The organism is Marinobacterium halophilum (assembly GCF_003014615.1).
In the GTDB taxonomy this organism is placed as follows: Bacteria; Pseudomonadota; Gammaproteobacteria; order Pseudomonadales; family Balneatricaceae; genus Marinobacterium; species Marinobacterium halophilum.
In genome coordinates this window covers 50,387-69,243 of record NZ_PYGI01000023.1, presented here as the reverse complement: position 1 = coordinate 69,243, position 18,857 = coordinate 50,387, and the positions used below count along the sequence as shown (strand labels likewise).

Annotated in this window: 11 protein-coding genes; 6 read left to right on the top strand and 5 right to left on the bottom strand. The window is 57.1% G+C overall.

Features of this window, described 5'->3' with window-relative positions; translation table 11 throughout:
- Positions 1–157: 157 nt before the first annotated feature.
- Complete coding sequence (locus CLV44_RS15090; RefSeq protein WP_106592953.1) at positions 158–1,261, bottom strand: phosphoribosylaminoimidazolesuccinocarboxamide synthase; 1,104 nt, start codon at positions 1,259–1,261, stop codon at positions 158–160.
- 175 nt (positions 1,262–1,436) lie between these two features.
- Positions 1,437–2,585 carry a cytochrome-c peroxidase gene (locus tag CLV44_RS15085; RefSeq protein WP_106592952.1) on the bottom strand — a complete coding sequence of 383 codons (1,149 nt, stop codon included), beginning with the start codon at positions 2,583–2,585 and terminating at the stop codon, positions 1,437–1,439.
- 150 nt (positions 2,586–2,735) lie between these two features.
- Here CLV44_RS15085 and CLV44_RS15080 point away from each other — a divergent pair, with 150 nt between their 5' ends.
- Positions 2,736–4,040: a DUF2252 family protein gene (locus CLV44_RS15080; RefSeq protein WP_106592951.1), complete on the top strand. Its 1,305-nt coding sequence runs from the start codon at positions 2,736–2,738 to the stop codon at positions 4,038–4,040.
- On the opposite strand, the gene CLV44_RS15075 is transcribed toward CLV44_RS15080, so the two are convergent.
- Positions 4,041–4,589, bottom strand: coding sequence for a hypothetical protein (locus CLV44_RS15075; protein WP_146140019.1), 549 nt, complete (start codon positions 4,587–4,589; stop codon positions 4,041–4,043). It lies immediately after the preceding gene.
- A gap of 299 nt (positions 4,590–4,888) precedes the next feature.
- On the opposite strand from CLV44_RS15075, the gene CLV44_RS15070 reads away from it, so the two are divergent.
- From CLV44_RS15070 to CLV44_RS15060, 3 genes are all read left to right on the top strand, one after another.
- Positions 4,889–5,446: a TMEM165/GDT1 family protein gene (locus tag CLV44_RS15070; protein WP_106592949.1), complete on the top strand. Its 558-nt coding sequence runs from the start codon at positions 4,889–4,891 to the stop codon at positions 5,444–5,446.
- 85 nt (positions 5,447–5,531) lie between these two features.
- Positions 5,532–5,975: a hypothetical protein gene (locus tag CLV44_RS15065; protein ID WP_106592948.1), complete on the top strand. Its 444-nt coding sequence runs from the start codon at positions 5,532–5,534 to the stop codon at positions 5,973–5,975.
- Between the two features lie 177 nt (positions 5,976–6,152).
- The gene (locus CLV44_RS15060; protein ID WP_106592947.1) at positions 6,153–8,435 is read left to right on the top strand and encodes a putative bifunctional diguanylate cyclase/phosphodiesterase; all 2,283 of its coding nucleotides are present in this window, start codon (positions 6,153–6,155) and stop codon (positions 8,433–8,435) included.
- Between the two features lie 5 nt (positions 8,436–8,440).
- Here the strand turns inward: CLV44_RS15060 and CLV44_RS15055 are convergent, their stop codons facing one another.
- Both CLV44_RS15055 and torR read right to left on the bottom strand, forming a co-directional pair.
- Positions 8,441–14,782 carry an AAA family ATPase gene (locus tag CLV44_RS15055; RefSeq protein ID WP_106592946.1) on the bottom strand — a complete coding sequence of 2,114 codons (6,342 nt, stop codon included), beginning with the start codon at positions 14,780–14,782 and terminating at the stop codon, positions 8,441–8,443.
- Entirely contained in the window at positions 14,779–15,513 is a 735-nt protein-coding gene (torR, locus tag CLV44_RS15050) for a two-component system response regulator TorR (protein ID WP_106592945.1), read from the bottom strand. Before torR ends, CLV44_RS15055 begins: the two co-directional genes overlap by 4 nt.
- Before the next feature lie 253 nt (positions 15,514–15,766).
- Here torR and peaA point away from each other — a divergent pair, with 253 nt between their 5' ends.
- Positions 15,767–17,371, top strand: a complete 1,605-nt coding sequence (gene peaA, locus CLV44_RS15045; protein ID WP_106592944.1) for a quinohemoprotein amine dehydrogenase subunit alpha — start codon at positions 15,767–15,769, stop codon at positions 17,369–17,371.
- A gap of 54 nt (positions 17,372–17,425) precedes the next feature.
- Positions 17,426–18,856, top strand: coding sequence for a quinohemoprotein amine dehydrogenase maturation protein (gene peaB, locus CLV44_RS15040; RefSeq protein WP_106592943.1), 1,431 nt, complete (start codon positions 17,426–17,428; stop codon positions 18,854–18,856).
- The last annotated feature ends 1 nt before the right edge of the window (position 18,857 follow it).

The window sequence follows — 18,857 nt, the reverse complement described above, 5'->3', positions numbered from 1 at the left end:
GCTGAAATGGGGCGTTTTTCATAGCGGCCACCCTTAAAGCTTATGGCTAATACTTTAAGAATGGCAGATCTTCAACAGTTTACTCAGACATAGCCATAAAAAACCTCCCGCTGCCGCAACAGGGGAGGTTTTTTTGTGCAGGTTCTACTGCCTGGACTCAGTCGATCAAGCCATACTGGCTGCGCAGGATCTCGATGATCTCGGCCTTCGGATTTTCCGACAGTTCGATACTGTGGCCAACAACCTTCTCGGCAATACCCAGATAAGTGCGTGATACGTCCATCAGTACTTCGGTGGGCAGTGCGTTGTCACGGGCCAGTGCTTCGCGTTCCGGCATGCGTTCTTTATTGAGCAGGATGTCCGGGTCCGGGAAGTGGTTCAGCAGCAGCTGGCGGAAGCCTTCCTTGGAGTTTTCCACGACGTTGCCATCGCGGTAGGCCGCGCCATCCCATATACGGGAAGAATCCGGGGTGCCCACTTCGTCCATGTAGATCAATTTCTCGTTACCGGCGGCGTCGGTAACATAACCGAACTCGAATTTGGTATCGACAAAGACCTGATCCAGCTTGGCCAGCGCATCACTGATGACGCCGAAGCCTTCTTTCAACAGCTTTTCGTACTGCGCGATGTCATCAGCGGAACGGAAACCGAAGGCTTCGAAGTTGTCACTGATGTTGGCGCGGGTGATGTTGACGTCATCCGCTTCCGGCACACCCGGAATTCCGCGCAAAATACCTTTGGTTGACGGGGTGATCAGCAGTTCGGGCAGCTTCTGGTCCTTCTGCAAACCTTCCGGCAGGGTGATGCCGCAGAATTCGCGCTCGCCCTTGCTGTAAGCGCGCCACATGGAACCGGTAATGTACTGGCGGCAGATCGCTTCGATCATCACCGGGCGTGCTTTCTGCACGATCCAGACGAACGGGTGCGGGATGTCGACGATATGGCTGTCGGCCAGACCCTGTTCACGGAACAGGCCAAACCAGTGGTTGGAGATCGCATTCAGTGCCGCGCCCTTGCCCGGCACGCCGTTGAGGCCGCCTTCACCGTGCCAGATACAGTCAAACGCGGAGATACGGTCACTGATTACCATGATCGCCAGCGGGGCGTCAGGCGCGACATTATAGCCCTTTTCCTCGATCAGGCGGCGGCTGTCTGCTTCGGTCAGCCAGTAGACGGAGCGTACTTTGCCGCTGTGAACAGGGCGGTCGGTACGGATCGGAAGGTCGTTGTTTACGGCCAGAACGGATTGCGCAAGGCTCATGGTGTCACAGGTCCTGTAGCTTGGATGAGTCAGCCATCAAGGGCAGAAAATAATGGCAGGATTCTAGCATAAGGTTGGCCATGGGTATGCTGCCTGACCAGCCTTAATCGCTTGCAGCGCAAGCGCCTGCATGGTGCGTCATCTCGACGTAGGAGCCTGCTTACAGGTGATGAATCTACTTTAATAGATGTTCATAGCGCTGGTCGGTCAGGGTTTTCAAAAAGGCGACAACGGCATCTACACGTGCATCGGGCAGTGCGGGGCCGTCTTGCAGCTCTTCCAGTGCGAGGTTGTCGGCTACTTCAGGCTCTGCCCAGGGCTTACCGGTTTCGGGGTTGGTGGTGCGGGTGGGGTTGTTGTAATGATCGTAAAACAACACCACAGTGCGCAGCTCCTTGAACACGCCGTTATGCATATAAGGGCCGGTAATGGCAACGTTGCGCAGAGTCGGTACCTTGAATTTGCCGGCCTGAGCCACATCGTTGACGGCGGGATTGTCGAGCAGGCCGCGGTCGATGTGGTCGGCAGCTACACCATTGCGAGCACGCAACTGCGTATTCACCGGCACGCCGATATTTTCATATTGGTAGTTGCTGAACGTTTCGTGCTTGGCACGGGCGCTGGTGTTGAGTTGATGGCACTGGTTGCAGTTGGTGAATTGCTGGGAGAAAAACAGCAGGCGTCCCAGTTCTTCCTGGTCGGTCAGTTTGGCTTCGCCACGCAGAAAACGGTCGTACTTGGAATCGAAGGGAGCGAAAAAATCGGTCTTTTCGAAGGCTTCCAGGCTGTCGGTCATGGCCGCATAGGCCTGCTCAGGCTGGTCCAGAATACCGGCACCATAGAGTGCATTGAACTGATGCACGTACGCGGTATTCTCCTTCAGGCGGGCGATGACGCTGGCTTTGTCCGGCATACCCATCTCGATCGGGTTTGACGGTGGGCCGCCAGCCTGTTCCGCCAGCGTGGCTGCACGGCCATCCCAAAACTGTCCCCCCACCCATTCGCCGTTGGCCTTGCGGTGAAATGCGGGACTGAAGCGCGCATATCCGGCGGCGGGGGCGTTACGGTCGCCTAAAGAGTGGCCGTCATCGCCCAATGAGCCGCCCAGTTCTGTGCCGTCACGGTTATCAGCGAAGCCCTGCGCAGGAGAATGGCAGGACGCGCAGGATTGGGTACGGTTTTTGGACAGATTGGTATCGAAGAACAGCTGTTGCCCAAGGTGCGCCTTATTGGCATCGGACGTCGGAAGGTCAGTGTTGGCTGAGGCGGTAAGGGGTTGGAACGTCAATGCCAGTAGAAGTGTCAGCAGGGTGTTAATTTTCATTGATATATCCTGATTATCAGAATCATTCGCATTAAGATCATAATAACATGCTCAATGGATCCGTACAGTGTTGTATATCAAAGCGGTTTGATCCCGCGCATGGCTGCGCTAAGGTGTGGACCTCACATCATGTACAGCAGGAGGCCGTCAATGCGTGCTGCAACCGCACACAACCGTGAACAGCAGGTAGTCGAAGCACTGGAGCGATTCAACGCGAATCTAGGCGAGGCGTTCAGGCAGCAGAAGTACGAGCGGATGTCGGCGTCGGCATTCAGTTTCTTTCGCGGCAGCAACCATCTTTATTGGCAGGATCTTTATCGCGACTGGCACTTCTCGCTGTTTGGCGGTGTTACCGCGACCCAAACGTGGTTGCAAGGTGATGCTCACCTGCACAACTTCGGTGCTTACGGCAGCCACGATGAGCAGGTGCGGTTTGGTCTGGACGATTTCGACGACGGCATCATCGGTGATTATCAGTATGATCTCTGGCGGCTGCTGACCAGTGTGGTGCTGGCGGTACGCGAAAGTGAGAGCCTCAAGCCGGAGGCCCTGAGTGACATCCTGACCACGCTGATTGACAGTTACCTGACGACCCTGCAACAGGACACCAACACCGTTGCCGACTGGGCCGCGATGGCTGATACCACGGATGGGCGATTGCAGGCGTTTCTGATCAAACTGACGGAGAAAAAAGGCCGGGCAGGCATGCTGCAGAAATGGACCGAGTGTGCAGCGGGGGAGGAACGTCGATTCATCAGTGACCATCCCAAGCTGGCCCCGCTTTCGGTAGTAGATAGAGCAGCACTGGAGCAAGCGTTGGTGGATTACCAAGCCACGTTGAATGACCAAATACCGGGACACAGTCGTCAGCATTTCAAGGTCAAGGATCTGGCACGTCGTCTCAGTGCCGGTACCGGCTCACTGGGTACCGATCGTTATTATGCCCTGGTTGAAGGGCAGGGTGATGGCGATCATGATGACGTTATCCTGGATATCAAGGCGCAGCAGCCGCCAGCGGCCTGGTGGGTGATGAACCCTGCAGAACGGGCCGAATATGACCAGATGTTCAGCCATGAAGGTGAGCGTCATGCCTTGGCATTTCAGGCCATGGCGCGCCACCCGGACCCGTATGTGGGTTGGCTGATGTTGGGTGATCAAGTATTTTCGGTGCGTGAACGGTCACCTTTCAAGGCGGACTACCCGACGGATAAACTGCATAAACCCAAGCACTGGCGGCATCTGGCCACCGCCTGGGGGCGCATTCTGGCGGCATCTCATCTGCGTGGTGCGCGGGCGTTGAGTGAAGGTGGTGCTGATGTATTCGCCGAAGGGGTATTGCAGCGGACGTTACCGCACGCAGAGGCCTTTACCGATCTGTTGCTGAATATGGCGCAGGCCTATGCCGATTGTGTGCAGAATGACTATCAGGCCTTCTGCCGCTATCGCGCGTGCTGATTAATCGATGACGACCAGCTTGCGCAGCTGTTCCAGCTCTTCGATCCGCTTGAGGGTCTCGTCGATAAACGCCTGGCCTGCGGCAAAGCGCGCGACTTCGCCATCCTTGTCTTCGAGGAAGGCGCGAGTCATGGCGTCGGCGCGCTGATCCAGCCAACGGTTTTGCAATGCGACTTCGTGGCGCTGTGCGGTCTCAGGCAGATAGTCCAACGTGTCCTGGAACAGCAGGTAGAGACGAGTGTCGTGCAGGTAGGCGATGCTGGAGAGCGTATGGTTTTTCGCCAGCTGTGACTCCTCTAGCTGCAACTGGGCTTCCAGCTGCGCGATCGGCTGATCCAGCTTGGGTTCCCAGTTCAGATCGGCACTGGCGGGCAATGTCTCGGCGGCGGTGGGCGTTGTCGGCGGCGGGTTGTTGATGACAGGCGATGTTACCGCAGCGGCCGGCGGTGCCGGTGGTGTCTTGGCAAAGGGCATCGGCAGCGTCTGGCATCCGGCCAGAGTGAAACTGATCAGTAGGCATGCAGCGGCAGATCCCAGTCGTGCAGTCATCGGTAACCCTTCAATCATAGTAGTGACAAGGCTGTCATTCTACCCGAGCCAGTGCTTCAGGCCAGTAATTGATAAAAATTGTATGTACTCAATACCGCTGTTACTATTGCGCCCGCTCTTGGGGGAGTAATCGTCTGGCCGGTTGATTCGGCAGAGTGGCTGTCAACATAATTGAGCCCCATGCTCATGGCAGTCACGTCCCGTTGTCGGGATTGATGAGACCTGAGACATGACATACTGTCCTGGCGGGCCGGTGTGTGATGTCTTATGGAATCAACAAGCCCGCCGGACGCATATCAATGGAAGCCTTCATACCTTCGACCCTTGCGGTCGCCATCGCCGAAATCGGTGACAAGACTCAACTGCTGACGCTGTTTCTGGCGGCACGCTTTGCGCAACGCAATGCGATCATTCTTGGCATTCTCGTTGCGACACTTCTGAACCACGGTCTGTCTGCCTGGCTGGGCGCCTGGCTGGTGCAGTGGATTCCCGAACAATGGGTACCCTGGATTATCGGTGCCAGCTTTATTGCGGTGGGTCTCTGGGTTCTGATTCCGGACAAGGATGACGAGGAGGATGGCGCGGTGCTCAAATACGGTGCTTTTATTGCCACCTGTATCCTTTTCTTCATTGCCGAGATTGGCGATAAGACTCAGATTGCTACCGTCATTTTGGCGGCTCGTTATGACAGCCTGTTTTGGGTTATCGCCGGTACTACCATCGGCATGATGCTGGCGAACGTGCCAATCGCCTATGCCGGCAGCTGGCTGATGCAGAAAATACCGCTCAACCTGGCACGCTGGTCTGCCTGTGGCCTCTTTGTCGTGCTGGGTATCTTATCCATTATTGTGATTTGACACTGGCACATTCAGATTGCACTCAGTTGTATTGTCTATACTGATGACCTATACAAACATGCGGTAATCAACAGGAGTGAAGCATATGAACTGGTACACGATGGTAGGGTCTGCGGTATTGGCATCGACGGTATTGCTGGTTGGCTGTGGTGATGACAAGGCGACAACCGAGGAGACTCGCCAGGCACCAGTGACCGAACAACCGGCCGAGCCGTCAGCGATGGATACGCTGAAGAAAGAAGCGGGTGAAACAATGCAGGCGGCAGGCGACGTGATGAAAGAAGCCGAAACCAATGCCCGTGAAACAACTGCTGAAATGGCGGACAAGGCTGCAGAAATGGGGTCACAGATCAAGCAGGACGCTGCTGATGCGTATGATCAGGCGGAAAGCGGTGCCCGTGAGTTGGGTGAGCAGGCAGCTGAAAAAGCCGCCGAGCTGGAGCAGGATGCCCGTGACAAGATGGATGCCATGAAGCAGGATTCTGAGTCCGACGATACTCAGGGCGCAGCAAAAACAGAATCACTGTAAGCGCAACCAGTTTACTCACTTAAAACGCGACCTCCGGGTCGCGTTTTTTCATTTAAATGTCATCTGCTGTTGCTAGCTTCCCTATATTGTCGCGCTCTGATTACAGAATTTTGCGTGACTACAGGAAAAAGTCGAGACAGCTAATTGAGCCCTCCATTAGAACGCGATCCCGTTTCCTTGACCTCCCCGCAGGTGGGTGTGGCCCTGTTTGCCTTGCTGTTGCTGGTGGCGGTCTGGCTGTTTACCCTGCTGCAGTTGCATGAACGCCGTGAACAGACGCTGGATACCCAAGCGGTCGCCTTGAGCAACTTGTCCTTTACTGTGGCGGAAAACCTGGAGCAGGTGCTCGACCGTGCCAGAACCCTGCGTGCGTTGATCCATGATAAAGGCGGACTTTCGCCAGTGACTCAAACAACGGATATGGCGGCATTAATGCTGGCGGACTCCGTATTCAGCCGTCTCAGTCTCTATGATCATGATGGCAATTTGGTTTATACCACTGGGTCGGGCAGTCGGCAGCGGCTTGACCTTGACCTGTTGGCAGCAGAAGGTGGCCGTCAGCCATCAGTGTTGCGTGCCTTGCCGCAGGTGGCCATGGATGAAGTCGGATCGTTACCGTTGTTGTTGCCTGCAGGCACAGCCGAGCAAGGCTGTTGCCATCTGTTGCTGGACCTGAATCTGGGATATCTGCTTAACCTGTATCAACGGCTGGATCTGGGCGAGCAGGCCAGCATCCAGATTTTGACCGACCGTGGCGATACACTGGTGCAGGTTGAACGCGGTGGTCTGGTACGCAGCGAGGGTCATTTCGATAACAGTCTGATCCTGCGCTCACGGCTGCATGAGGGGCATTTCAGTGCCGTTGATCTGACTAATAGTCAGGTGTTTATGAGTCTGTTCCATCGCCTGAATGCATTCCCCTTCGTGGTCGTCATGCGCCAGGCCGAACACGAAGTGCTGGCGCTCTATCGTGAGCAGCGGGCAGAGCATATTCTCATTGTATTGTTGCTGAGCCTGGTCGTGGTGATTGGACTGGTATGGCTGTTATGGATGATGCATGGCCGCGAAGAGCAGCTGTGTGCGCTGGAGCGTTCGGAACAGCGTAACCAGGCCTTGCTGAATACCTTGCGTTTGGAGCATCAGCAAACACTGGAGGCCGCCTCACGGGACCCTCTGACCGGTTTGTATAACCGTCGTCTGTTTCTGGAGCTGGCGCACTCCCACCTGTTAGGCTCCAAGCGCCAGGGGCGGTTTACAGCAGTCTGTTTTATCGATCTGGATCGGTTCAAGGCGATCAACGATACCTTGGGTCATAAGGTGGGTGATCGACTGCTGCAAGCGGTTGCCGAACGACTGACGAGTCTGCTGCGCGAGACCGATATCGTCAGCCGCTTCGGCGGTGACGAATTCGTGTTGATGCTAACCGGCGTGAAACAGCGTGCGGATATTGAAGAAAAAGTGGGGCAGTTAGTGCGGGAACTGTCAGCGCCTTATGCCGCGTTACAAGGATCTGCGTTGAGTACCAGCCCCAGCATCGGGGTGGCATTATCACCTCAGGATGGCATGGATATCGAGACGTTGGTCAAGCACGCGGACATGGCAATGTACAAGGCCAAGCAGAGCGGGCGTGGTCAGTATGCCCTTTTTGATACCGCATTTAACGCGCCAGATGCGGATGCGGCACATCTGGCTCGTCTGTTGCCCGCCGCTATGGCCGCAGGGCAGATTCAGGTGCATTTACAGCCAAGGGTGGCCTTGCCGGGTTATGAGCCGACCGGTTTTGAGGCATTGGTGCGGTGGAATAGCCCCGAATTTGGTCTGTTGCCCCCGGCGCAGTGGTTGCCGGTGGCTGAATCGTTGGCGCTGATGCCTGATCTGACCGAGTGGGTGCTGGAGCGCGTCTGTCATCAGTTGCAACAGTGGCGCACCGAGGCGGTGTCGGTCCTGCCGGTGGCCATTAACCTCAGTTTGTCCCAGTTGCAGGTGCCGGCCCTGGCGCAACAGCTTGATGCTGTGATCACGCAGTATGATATCGATCCGGCCTGGCTGGAGCTGGAAATTCGTGAGCAGGATCTGGAAACGCTGCAGACGGAACAGATCGCCATGTTGCAGGGGTTGCAGCAACGCGGCATCGGGCTGACACTGGACGATTTCGGCAGCCGGGGCGTGAGTCTGGATCAGATTCACCGGTTACCGTTCAGCCGGATCAAGTTGGACCCATCGTTTCTGCGTGATATCCGCAACAGCTTCGATGACAATATTCTGCTGTCTGCAACGATCTCCCTGGCCAAGAAACTGCAGTTGCAGGTGGCGGCCAAGGGGGTGGAGACACCGGATCAGCTGGTATACCTGAAGCTGGCCGGATGTGATGAAGTACAGGGACATCTGTTCAGCCGGGCATTGAGTGTCGAAGAGGTGCGGCACTATCGCCAACACCCCGGACAGGTTGTCTACGGCTAGTGCTTTCAGGGCCGCTGATGTGCAAAGCGGGCCTGAAGTTCGTTCAGACTGGAGCGGCAGAGCGGAATCAGCCGGTCCAGTTCAGCCTCAGAGCAATGCGACTGTTGTTCCAACTGCCGACTCAGTTCAGCTGCCTGCTGCATGCCGAAATTACTCAGCGTTCCCCCCAGCTTGTGCAGCAGTGGCACCTGTTCACTCGGTGCGGCTTGTTCCAATTCCTGTAGCAGGTCAAGGCATTGTATATTCATCTGCTGGCACAGGCCGTGAAAGCGTTCTTGTCCCAACATGCAGAGATGCTGGTTGAGCAACGTGGTGTTGAGCAGCGCTGCAGGTGGGGCGGGTCCAACCAGATCGGCACCGTTCACGGGTGGATGTTGGCGTAGCAAGCGGTTGAGCTCGTCGAACTGCAGCGGCTTGCTGACCACGGCATCCATACCGGCGTGCTGGTAGCGGCGAATTTCGGTGGGAGTAACCGATGCGGTCAGCGCGATGATGCGCACTTGGGCACGTGACGGATCACTGTGTTGACGCATGCGCTGTGTTGTCTCGATGCCGTCCATATCGGGCAGATGGATATCCATCAGTACCAGGTCATAAGCATGATCGTTGTGCATCGACAGCGCAGTGTAGCCGTCGTCGGCGACGCTGACGCTGTGACCCTCCGATTCCAGCAGCCCTACGGTGACCTGCTGGTTGATCGGCGTGTCTTCCACTAGCAGGATATCCAGCCGCTGCGAGCGTTGCGTTGCAACAAGTGGTGTAGCAGCGGTCGAAGCGGCAGTGGCATGCTCCATAACCGGATATGCCAATTCGGCCCAGAAGCGGCTGCCTTCACCGGGACGGCTGTCAAAGCCGACCTCGCCGCCTTGCAATTCCACCAGTCGCTTGCAGATCGACAACCCTAATCCGGTGCCACCGAAGCGACGGGTGATCGAGCTGTCGGCTTGGCTGAAGTGCATGAATATGCGTGGGTGAGCAGCCAGCGGAATACCGATGCCGCTGTCTTCCACTTCGAAATGGATATGGCAGCGGCCATCGCCCTGGTCGGCCAGCAGACGCGCCTTGATCAGGACATAACCTTCGGCGGTGAACTTGAGCGCATTGGTACACAGATTGAGCAGTACCTGATTGAGCGCCCGCGGATCACCCAGCAGCCGGTCGGGCAGGGCCGGGTCGGGGCGCAGAATCAGGTCCAGTTGCTTCTCCTGTGCCATGGGGATCAGCAGTTGTTTCAACTGCTCCAACAGCTCGTGAAGGCTGAACTCTGTCTGTTCCAGCTCCATCTGTCCGGCTTCGATCTTGGTGAAGTCGAGCACGTCGTTGAGGATACTCAGCAGTGACTGGCCCGAGCGGTAGATGGAGTCGACCTGCTGGTGCTGGTGGGCACCGAGCTCCGAGCGCATCAGCAGCTGGGCCATGCCGAGAATGCCGTTCATCGGGGTGCGAATTTCGTGGCTCATGGTGGCCAGAAACTGGCTTTTTGCCTCACTGGCGGCTTCCGCCTTTTCGCGTGCGAGTTCCGCTTTTTCCTTGGCCTTGCGCTCGCTGATGTCGGTCAGCGAGCCTTCATAGTAGGTCAGCATCTGCTGTTCATCGGTGATGCAGTGCGCGGAAATGGAGATGAATACCTCGCTGCCGTCCTGACGGTGCCAGCGGGTCTCGAAGCCCAGTACCCGTTCATGGCGGTTAAGCTGGGCAAGAAACTGGTGGCATTCCTTGCGGTCAACGAAGCAGTCGCGGATGACATCGGTGACAGTGCCCAGGAACTGTCCAGCACTGGCGTAACCGAGCAGTTTGACCAGCGCGGGGTTGGCCGATATGAAGTGGCCACGCCGATCAATGCGGAAAATGCCTTCGCTGGAGTTTTCGAATAATGAGCGATACTCGCGCTCGGATTGCGCCAGACTCTGATAGAGCTTGGCGTTTTCGATTGAAATCGCGGCCTGAGATGCCAGCATCTGCAGTGTTTTGAGCCGGTCGCGGTTGAAAATATCACGACTCTCCGAATGCTCCAGATACAGAATGGCAGTCAGTTCGCCGTGGTACAGAATCGGCATCGCCAGCAGTGAGCGCGGCTGATGCTGGCGGATATAGGAATCCTGTTGAAACATCTGGTGCTCGGTGGCATTGCCGAGTACTACGTCGTCTTTGGTACGTGCGACGTAGTGAATAATGCTCAGTGGCAGCAGGGCTTCGCTGTGCTCCAGCGGCCGGGCATTGAATATGCGTGGTGCCTGATTAAGGCAGATTTCGGCTTCCAGAAACAACTCCTGCGCACGGCGCATGATCAGTATGGCCCGCTGCGCACCGGCATTCTGCAAGGCCAGCTGCATCAGTCGCTCCAGGAGTCGCTCCAACACGATTTCGTCAGAGATGGCCTGGGATGCGTGGATTACTGAGTTGATATCAAAGGCGCGGTTGTCTAACGGTAGCCCGCCGGAGGCGTTATCCTGAGGGTGTGGATCGTCCAGGTGCCGCAGGGATCGCTCCAGGGTGAACGGGTACTGCTGCTGCATCTGCTCCAGCTTGGCGCGGCCGCCCCAGTCGGCGTAGCGTTCGTACGCGTCCTGCAAATAGGTGCGGGCAATGCCGGGTTTGTCCCAATCAAGATAGAACTGACCGGCCAGTTCGGACACCATCGCTTCATCCAGCACAAATCCTTGCTGACGGGCATGTTCGATCGCCTGCTCATACAGGTCCATGGCGCGGGTGTATTGGTGTCGACGGCGGTACAGCTCGGCTTGCAGCAGATCAGCATGATGACGATGATTTTCCGGCGAAAAGCGAGCCAGCTTGCGTAGGTATCGCAATGTTTGGTGGACTTTTTTCAGTCGTGCCGGTTGCTGCAGGATATGGGTCTGCGGCAACAGAGCCAGTATGCTCAGCGCATTGATCAATTGCAGCCAGGGCACCGTCAGTGTACCGCTGATTGAGGCGCGCAGGGCCATACCGGCTTCGCTGTGCCGGTAGGCCTCAGCCGGTTGATTGAACAGGTAGCACAGCAGGCTTTTATAGAAGTGGTGCAGGCTGATTGCGGTGCGGTGGTTCTCGCGTTTCAGCTCGGCCAGGTTGCGCTCTTCATGGTAGAAGCGACCGTCGAAACGGGTCGGATCGGCACATTGGCCGCGCAGGTTCTCCATGGTTTGCAGCACAAACTGAGAATACTGCAGCGATTGCTGCTGACCGGATTCAGCCAGCAACTTGGCATACTGCTCCAGCTTGGGCTGCAGCTCATCCAGATTGCGGCACAGCGGGAACACATACTGGATATAAGCCGCCAGTGCGTAGGCGCTCCATTCCATATCACCCGCATCCAGTGCCAGTTGATGGGCGTTGAGCAAGGACTCCATGCAGTGTTTCAGCGGTTCACGATAGTGGCGAATATAGCAGTCGAACAGCGTCAGCGTGCGGTGGTGAGTGAGCGTTGACAAGTTTTGCTCGTCCAGTTGTAACGCCAGTTTTCCCAGCCGATAGCCTTGGTCGATGGCATTGAACTGGCCGCAGAGCACGCCGCCATAACCGGCAAAGGCCAGTGCGGCCAAAGGACTGAGGCCGTGTTTGAGGGTCAGCTCGACCTGGCGTGCCATGACCAGCGGGCGTAGCTCTGAACTGGAGAATTTGATCGCGCCAAACATGCTGGCCAGGATCGGCATCGCAGCCAGTAGTTGCGGATCTTCCATGGCTGGTAGCTGCAATATTTTTTCCGGGGGCATCCGGCGTAACAGCCACTGGGTACGGGTGACGGCATAGGTCAACTGACCACGGCCGGGTATGGCGGGCATATTTACCCCCAGCTGCTGCAAAGCCAGTTGGGCCGTCTGCAAGGCCTGTTTGAATTCATTATTGGCGACTTGCGACTGGATCAGAATTTGATACACCCGGATGCGGTCGAGCAGTCGTGAGGCATGGGCTTCCACGGTACGAATCAGGGCCAGCATCTGTTCGTGCTTGCCCTTGATGTTGGCGATGTCCGCAGCGGCGGTGTGCAACTCCAAAGCCAGAGTATAGTCACGTTGCCAGCACTGTGATGGCAGGAGCGAAAGGCCGGTATTGAGGTAGTCCAGTGCAGAGTCGAACGCTGCAGATTCTCGTGCCCGAATACCGGCGCGCAGGTTGAGCCGGGCCAGTTGCAGGCGTTCATCATCGTGTTGGAGCAGCTTCTGTGCCTGATTGAGATGGTTGCTGATCTCGAAGATACGGCTATCGATCTCGTCGGGTTTGAGACTCTGTTCTAATTGCCGGCCGATTTGCAGATGCAGTTGCTCCAGCGCGGTATCGGCGATCAGCGAGTAGGCCGCTTGCTGCACTCTGTCATGCACGAAACGGAACCGGGTGCGCTCGGGCTCAATGTTCTGGAACAGCCGATAGCTGTCATCCTGAGGCACGATCAAACCTTCGCTCATGGCAGGCCAAAGGCGGTCGGTAACATCGCGAGGAGGGTGCCCGCTAACGACAGACAGGGTGCGCAGGTTGAAGTGGCTGCCGATGCAAGCCGCCAGCGGCAATACCTTTTGGGTGGCCAGTGGCAGACGCTGGATCTTATTGACCATCAACTCGATCACATTATCGGTCATTTCCTGAGAATGGATGGCGTCCTCATCCCATTGCCAGCGCTGTTCGCGGAAACTGATCAACCCATCCTGATGCAGTGCATGTAAAAACTGGCTGAGGAAAAAGGGGTTGCCCTGGGTTTTTGCCATGCAGGCACGGGCGAGGCCGTGGCAGGTTGTGCGTTCGACCTTCAAGGTATCAGCGATCAGCTGATTGACTTCAGTCAGCTCCAGCGGTTGCAGTGCCAGCTCAAGGGGGGGCTGCGGGTTCTGTTGTAGACGCTCCAGCAGGGTGCGCAGTGGATGGGTTGCGCTCAGTTCGTGATCACGATAACTGCCGATCAGCATTAACCCCGGTGGGGCACTGACATTGACCAGTGTTTCGATCAGGTGCAGCGAGGCCAGATCCGCCCAGTGCAGATCATCCAGGAACAGCACCAGCGGCCGTTTGGGGGATGCGAGTACACGCAGCATCTGGGTGAACAGGCGGGAAAAACGGCTCTGTTCATCTGCCGGAGGCAGCGGGGGCAGATCCGGCTGGCTGCCGATGATCAGCTCCAGTTCGGGAATCAACTTGAGCAGCACCTGCGCCTGGCTGCCAATGCTGTCCAGCAGTTGCTGTCGCCAGCGTTCGATGCGCTCTTCAGGTTCGGTCAGAAGTTGGCGTACCAGCCCCTGCAGTGCCTGAAAAATAGCGTAATAGGGGCGGTTGCGGCGGAATTGGTCAAACTTGCCACCGCTGAAACTGCCACCCTGTTCGTTCACATACTGGCGCAGTTCATATACCAGACTGGTCTTGCCTACACCGGCATACCCGGTGATCAGGACCAGCGGAGATTCACTCCGGCAGCAGCGGTCGTACTGCTGGCGCAATTGCTGCAACAGGGGCTCGCGGCCATAGAGACGCTGTGGCATCTGGAAGCGTGCCGAGAGATCCTGCTGGCCTGGCTGGAAGGTAAAGTCATGTTGGTGGCGCTGGTGTGCCTGCAGACATTGCTGCAGGTCGTGGATCAGGCCGACACTGGATTGATAGCGTTGGGCGGCGTCCTTGGACAGCAACTTGAGGATTACCCGCGACAGTATTTCAGGCAGCTGCGGGTTGAGCTGATGCGGTGAGCCGGGCTGTTTGGCAATATGGTCGTGTACCAGCGCCATGCCATCATCACCCATGAAAGGCGGACGTCCGGTCATCATTTCGTACAGGCTGGCACCCAGGCTGTAGTAATCGCTGCGGTAGTCGATACTGCGGTTGATGCGACCGGTCTGTTCCGGTGCGATGTAGGCCAGTCCTTCCTGGCTCAGGTCCGGTGTATGCCAGTTGGCCTGTTCACGGCTCAATCCGGTGCTGCGGGAAAAACCGATCAGCTCAACCATGCCGGTGTCGGGGTTGAGCAGCAGATGGTCGGGGCTGATCTGTTTGTGGGTGATGCCCGCTTCATGCAGCCGACCGAGCAGGTTGCTGATACGGATGGCGATCGCCAGCCATTGCGGCCATTCCAGTTTCTGTTCGACGATCAGCTGGCGCAGTGGCAGCGAGCCGGAGTCGATGTAGATGGCCGCCGGACCGCTCTCCAGCGTAAGCAGATCCAGCGGCTCCATGATGCCCCGTATGCGTAGACGGGACAGAATGTCGTACTCATGCTGGAAACGACTTAACCGGTCGCGGCTGCACTGGTTGCGGTTGAGTTGCTTGATGACCACATCTCGACCATCCTTGAGTCGTACCGCGCGACTGATACGGCAGTCGTTGCTCCGGTGCAGCTGGCGGTAGATGCGGTAGCCTTCAGGGGCCTTCATGTGCCGGTGTTGCCAGCGAACATGTAGCCGGCGCCATGGGCGGTCAGGATCAGCTGGGGATTGGACGGGTTGTCGCCCAGCTTGCGCCGCAGACGGCCGATCAATACATCGACGGAACGGTCGTTGGGTGTCCATTCGCGGTCATGGATGGCATCCATCAGCTGATCACGAGACAGAACCTGGCCCGGGTGGTTGACCAGCGCCTGTAACAGTTTAAATTCGCCCTCGGGCAGACGCTCGTGCTGGCCGTCCGGGCTGGTCAATTGGCGTTTGTGCGGGTCCAGTACCCAGCCTTCAAAGTGATAGCCGGTTGTTGTCCGCGCGTCGCTCTGGGTCTGTGGCCGGTCGGCATTGAACATCCGCCAGAGCAGGTTCTTGGAGCGTACGAGCAACTCACGCGGATTGAAGGGCTTGGTAACATAATCGTCTGCCCCCAGTTCCAGGCCAACAATCCGGTCGATCTCGTCGCCCTTGCTGGTCACCAGGATAATACCGACGCTGGAACTGGCACGCAGCTCGCGGGTAACGGTGAGACCATCCTTGCCAGGCAAACTGATATCCAGCAGAACCAAGTCGATGCGTTCACGTTCGATGCGTTCGCGCAGGTTGTTGGCCTGATCAGTTTCGGACACGCGGTAGCCTTCGTTTTCAAAATAGCTGACCAGCAGAGAGCGTGAAGCCAGATCATCTTCAACAATGAGAATATGAGCGTCGGCGGGTGTGGTTTTCATCTGCAGGGTCTCTTCTTGCTGCGGTGGTCGCCACCGGTGTGCGAGTGGGTACGGGGAGGAATATCAACTGAGCGGCGCAAAAGTGAAAGGTATTTTTACATCCTGTTACATCTGGGCACAACTTAGCACAAAAGCTGAGAACTTGGTTTACATGCCCCGTTTAGTTTAGCCATAAGCACTGAAGCGGATTGAGGCACTGTGCCGGCGGGCCGCTCGGGCGAAACACAAGATCCATCTCATCAGTGAGGGAGTGATGGCATTGAGTAATAATAATTCGAAACGTGCAGTTTTGGGCACGGGCGTATTGGCATTGGCCGGGTTGGCCAGCATGCCGCTACACGCCCAAGATGCAGAGCAGATCATCAAGGACCGTTGTCTGGCGTGTCACACCGTTAGCGGTGATGCCGAAGCCCCCAGCTTCTCGCGTATCAGTCAGCAACGTAAAACGCCAGAAGGCTGGTTGATGACACTCAACCGAATGACCCATCTGCGAGGCCTGGAACTTGCCGCTGGCGAAAAACGGGCACTGGTGCAGTACCTGTCTGACACTCAGGGCCTGGCCCCTGAAGAGGCGGCGCCTTACCGTTATCTGCTGGAACAGGACACCAATCGCGTTGAGTCCGGTATTGAACCGGCACTGGCCGAAACCTGTTCCCGCTGTCACTCCGCCGCCCGTTTCAGCCTGCAGCGCCGTACCGAGCAGGAATGGAAATACCTGGTCGACTTCCACATGGGCCAGTTCCCGACTACTGAACTGCATTCTCTGGCCCGTGACCGTGAATGGTACAAGATTGCCAGCACGGAAACTGCCGCTGAACTGGGTCAGCGTTTCCCGCTGATCACGCAGGAGTGGAACAACTGGCAGCAAGCAGTCAAAACCGATCTGATGGGCCGCTGGCGCATCACCGGCTTCGTGCCGGGCAAAGGCGAATTCGATGCTTGGATGAGTGCGGTCAAAACCTCCGACAACCATTACGACGTGACGCTGGACGGTCACTATGCCGATGGCACCCTGCTGTCCGGCGCGGGCAAGGCAACCGTATATACCGGTTATGAATGGCGTGCCAGCCTGACCATCGATGGCGTGAAAATGCGTCAGGTGATGGCGGCTGATAAAAAAGCCAACCGGCTTGAAGGTCGCATGTTCCTGGCAGCCGAACGCGAGATCGGCGGCGAAGTGAGCGGTGTACGTGATCAGAACATGGCCGCACTGGTTGCGGTGCAGCCGTCCTACCTGCGCGCAGGTGAAAGCGCTGAACTGACCCTGATCGGCCAGTACCTCAAGGGTGATATTGATCTGGGCGAAGGCGTTGTTGTCGAGAAAATTCTGTCTCGTGCGGATGACCGCATTACTTTGATTGCGAAAGCGACCGGCAGTGAAGGCCTGCGCACGCCGCGTGTGGGAACCGCGGCGGATAACGCGGGTCTGGCGGTGTACAGCGAATTGGCCCGTGTTGAAGTATTGCCTGCCAATGCGGTCAGCCGTATCGGCGGTGCTGGTGGCAAGATGGAAAAAGTACGCGCCGCCTACCGTGCCGTGGGTTACAGCGCCGGTGCTGACGGCAAACCGGGGACTGACGATGATCTGCGCTTGGGTTACATGCCTGCGAGCTGGAGCATCAAGCCAGCCGATGAAGTGGCTGCCCATGACAAAGATGAACAATACGCGGGCAGCATTAATGCCGCCGGTATCTTCACGCCGGGTGATGCCGGGCCTAACCCGGAACGCAAAATGTCGGCCAATAACGTCGGTCGTCTGACCGTGGTTGCAACCGTTGCCGACAGCAGCGCCAAGGTTGAGGGTGAGGGCAGCATGCTGGTCTCGGTTCCCGACTTCGTGCGCCGCGTGCTGGACTGATCGATAGCGCATGCTGAACACGCAGCTACCCAATAGAACAACAACGAGGTGAGTATGGGCGCCATGACGCTAGTGAAACCGAATCTGCACCGGGTTGATGTTGATGCCCGTCAGATGCTGTTTCATATCCCCAGCAGCAGTATCTTCGAGCTCGACGAACTTGGCCGTGAACTGCTTCACGTGTTCGATTGCCATGAGCAGGTCCAGCCGGAACACCTGGCTGAACTGCAGGTGCGTTATTCGGTAGAAGCTGTCAATGAAGTGCTGGACGAGCTGCGCAGCCTGGAGGTGATCTCCGAGGCGGGCGTGGTGGCCCGGATTAACCCCGAGCCGCAGAAGGTGGACAAGTTTCCGTTGAATACCGTGGTGTTGAACGTCAACACCGGTTGCAACCTGAGCTGCACTTATTGCTACAAGGAAGATCTGACCACCCCGTCCAAGGGTGAGAAGATGGCGTCTGCGACGGCGATCCAGTCGGTCGAGATGATGCTGCGGGAGTCGCCGAACCAGCCCAACTACAACGTGGTGTTCTTTGGTGGGGAACCACTGAGCAACATGACGCTGATCCGTGAAGTGGTTGCCTACTGCGAGGAACGTTTCGCGGCACTGGATGCCACAGTGGACTTCACCATGACCACCAACGCCACCTTACTCAACGAGTCGCTGGTGGATTGGTTCAACGAACATCGCTTCGGCCTGACCATCTCCATGGACGGACCCAAGGCGATGCACGATAAGAACCGAATTACGGTTGGCGGTCAGGGCACCTACGACGTGGTGCGGCGCAAGGTGGAAATGCTGCTGGCGCGCTACACAGCACGTCCGGTGGGCTGTCGCGTTACCTTGACACGTGGCGTCACTGATGTGGAGACGATCTACGATCACCTCAGTGGCGAGCTGGGCTTCTTTGAAGTTGGCTTTGGTCCAGTGACCTCGGGCGATATTGCCGAGTACAACCTGACTGGCGAAGAGCTGGTTGAGGTGTTCGCGGGGATGAAACGTCTGGGCAAGCGCTATCTGGATGCCGCGTTGCGCAATGAAAACTTCGGCTACGGCAACATGCACCAGCTGATTACCGACATGTATGAGGGCAACAAGAAACTGGTGCCCTGCGGCGCCGGTATCGGTCTGCTGGCGGTGGACAAGGATGGCGGGCTCAACCTGTGCCACCGGTTCACCGGCTCGGACATGCCGCTGTTCGGTGATATCGAGAATGGCATCGACCGGCCGCGTCTGGCCGAGTTTGTCGAGAAGCGTCTTGATCGCAGCAATACCGGCTGTGAAACCTGCCGTATTCGTAACCTCTGTTCGGGTGGTTGCTACCACGAAAGTTATGCCAAATATGGAGATCCGACGCATCCTTCCTACCACTACTGCGACCTGATGCGAGACTGGGTCGATTTCGGCGTGGAAGTGTATTCGCGGATCATGCTCGAGAACCCGGGGTTCTTCGACGCATACGTCTCTCCCAGGAGGAGTGCCTGAT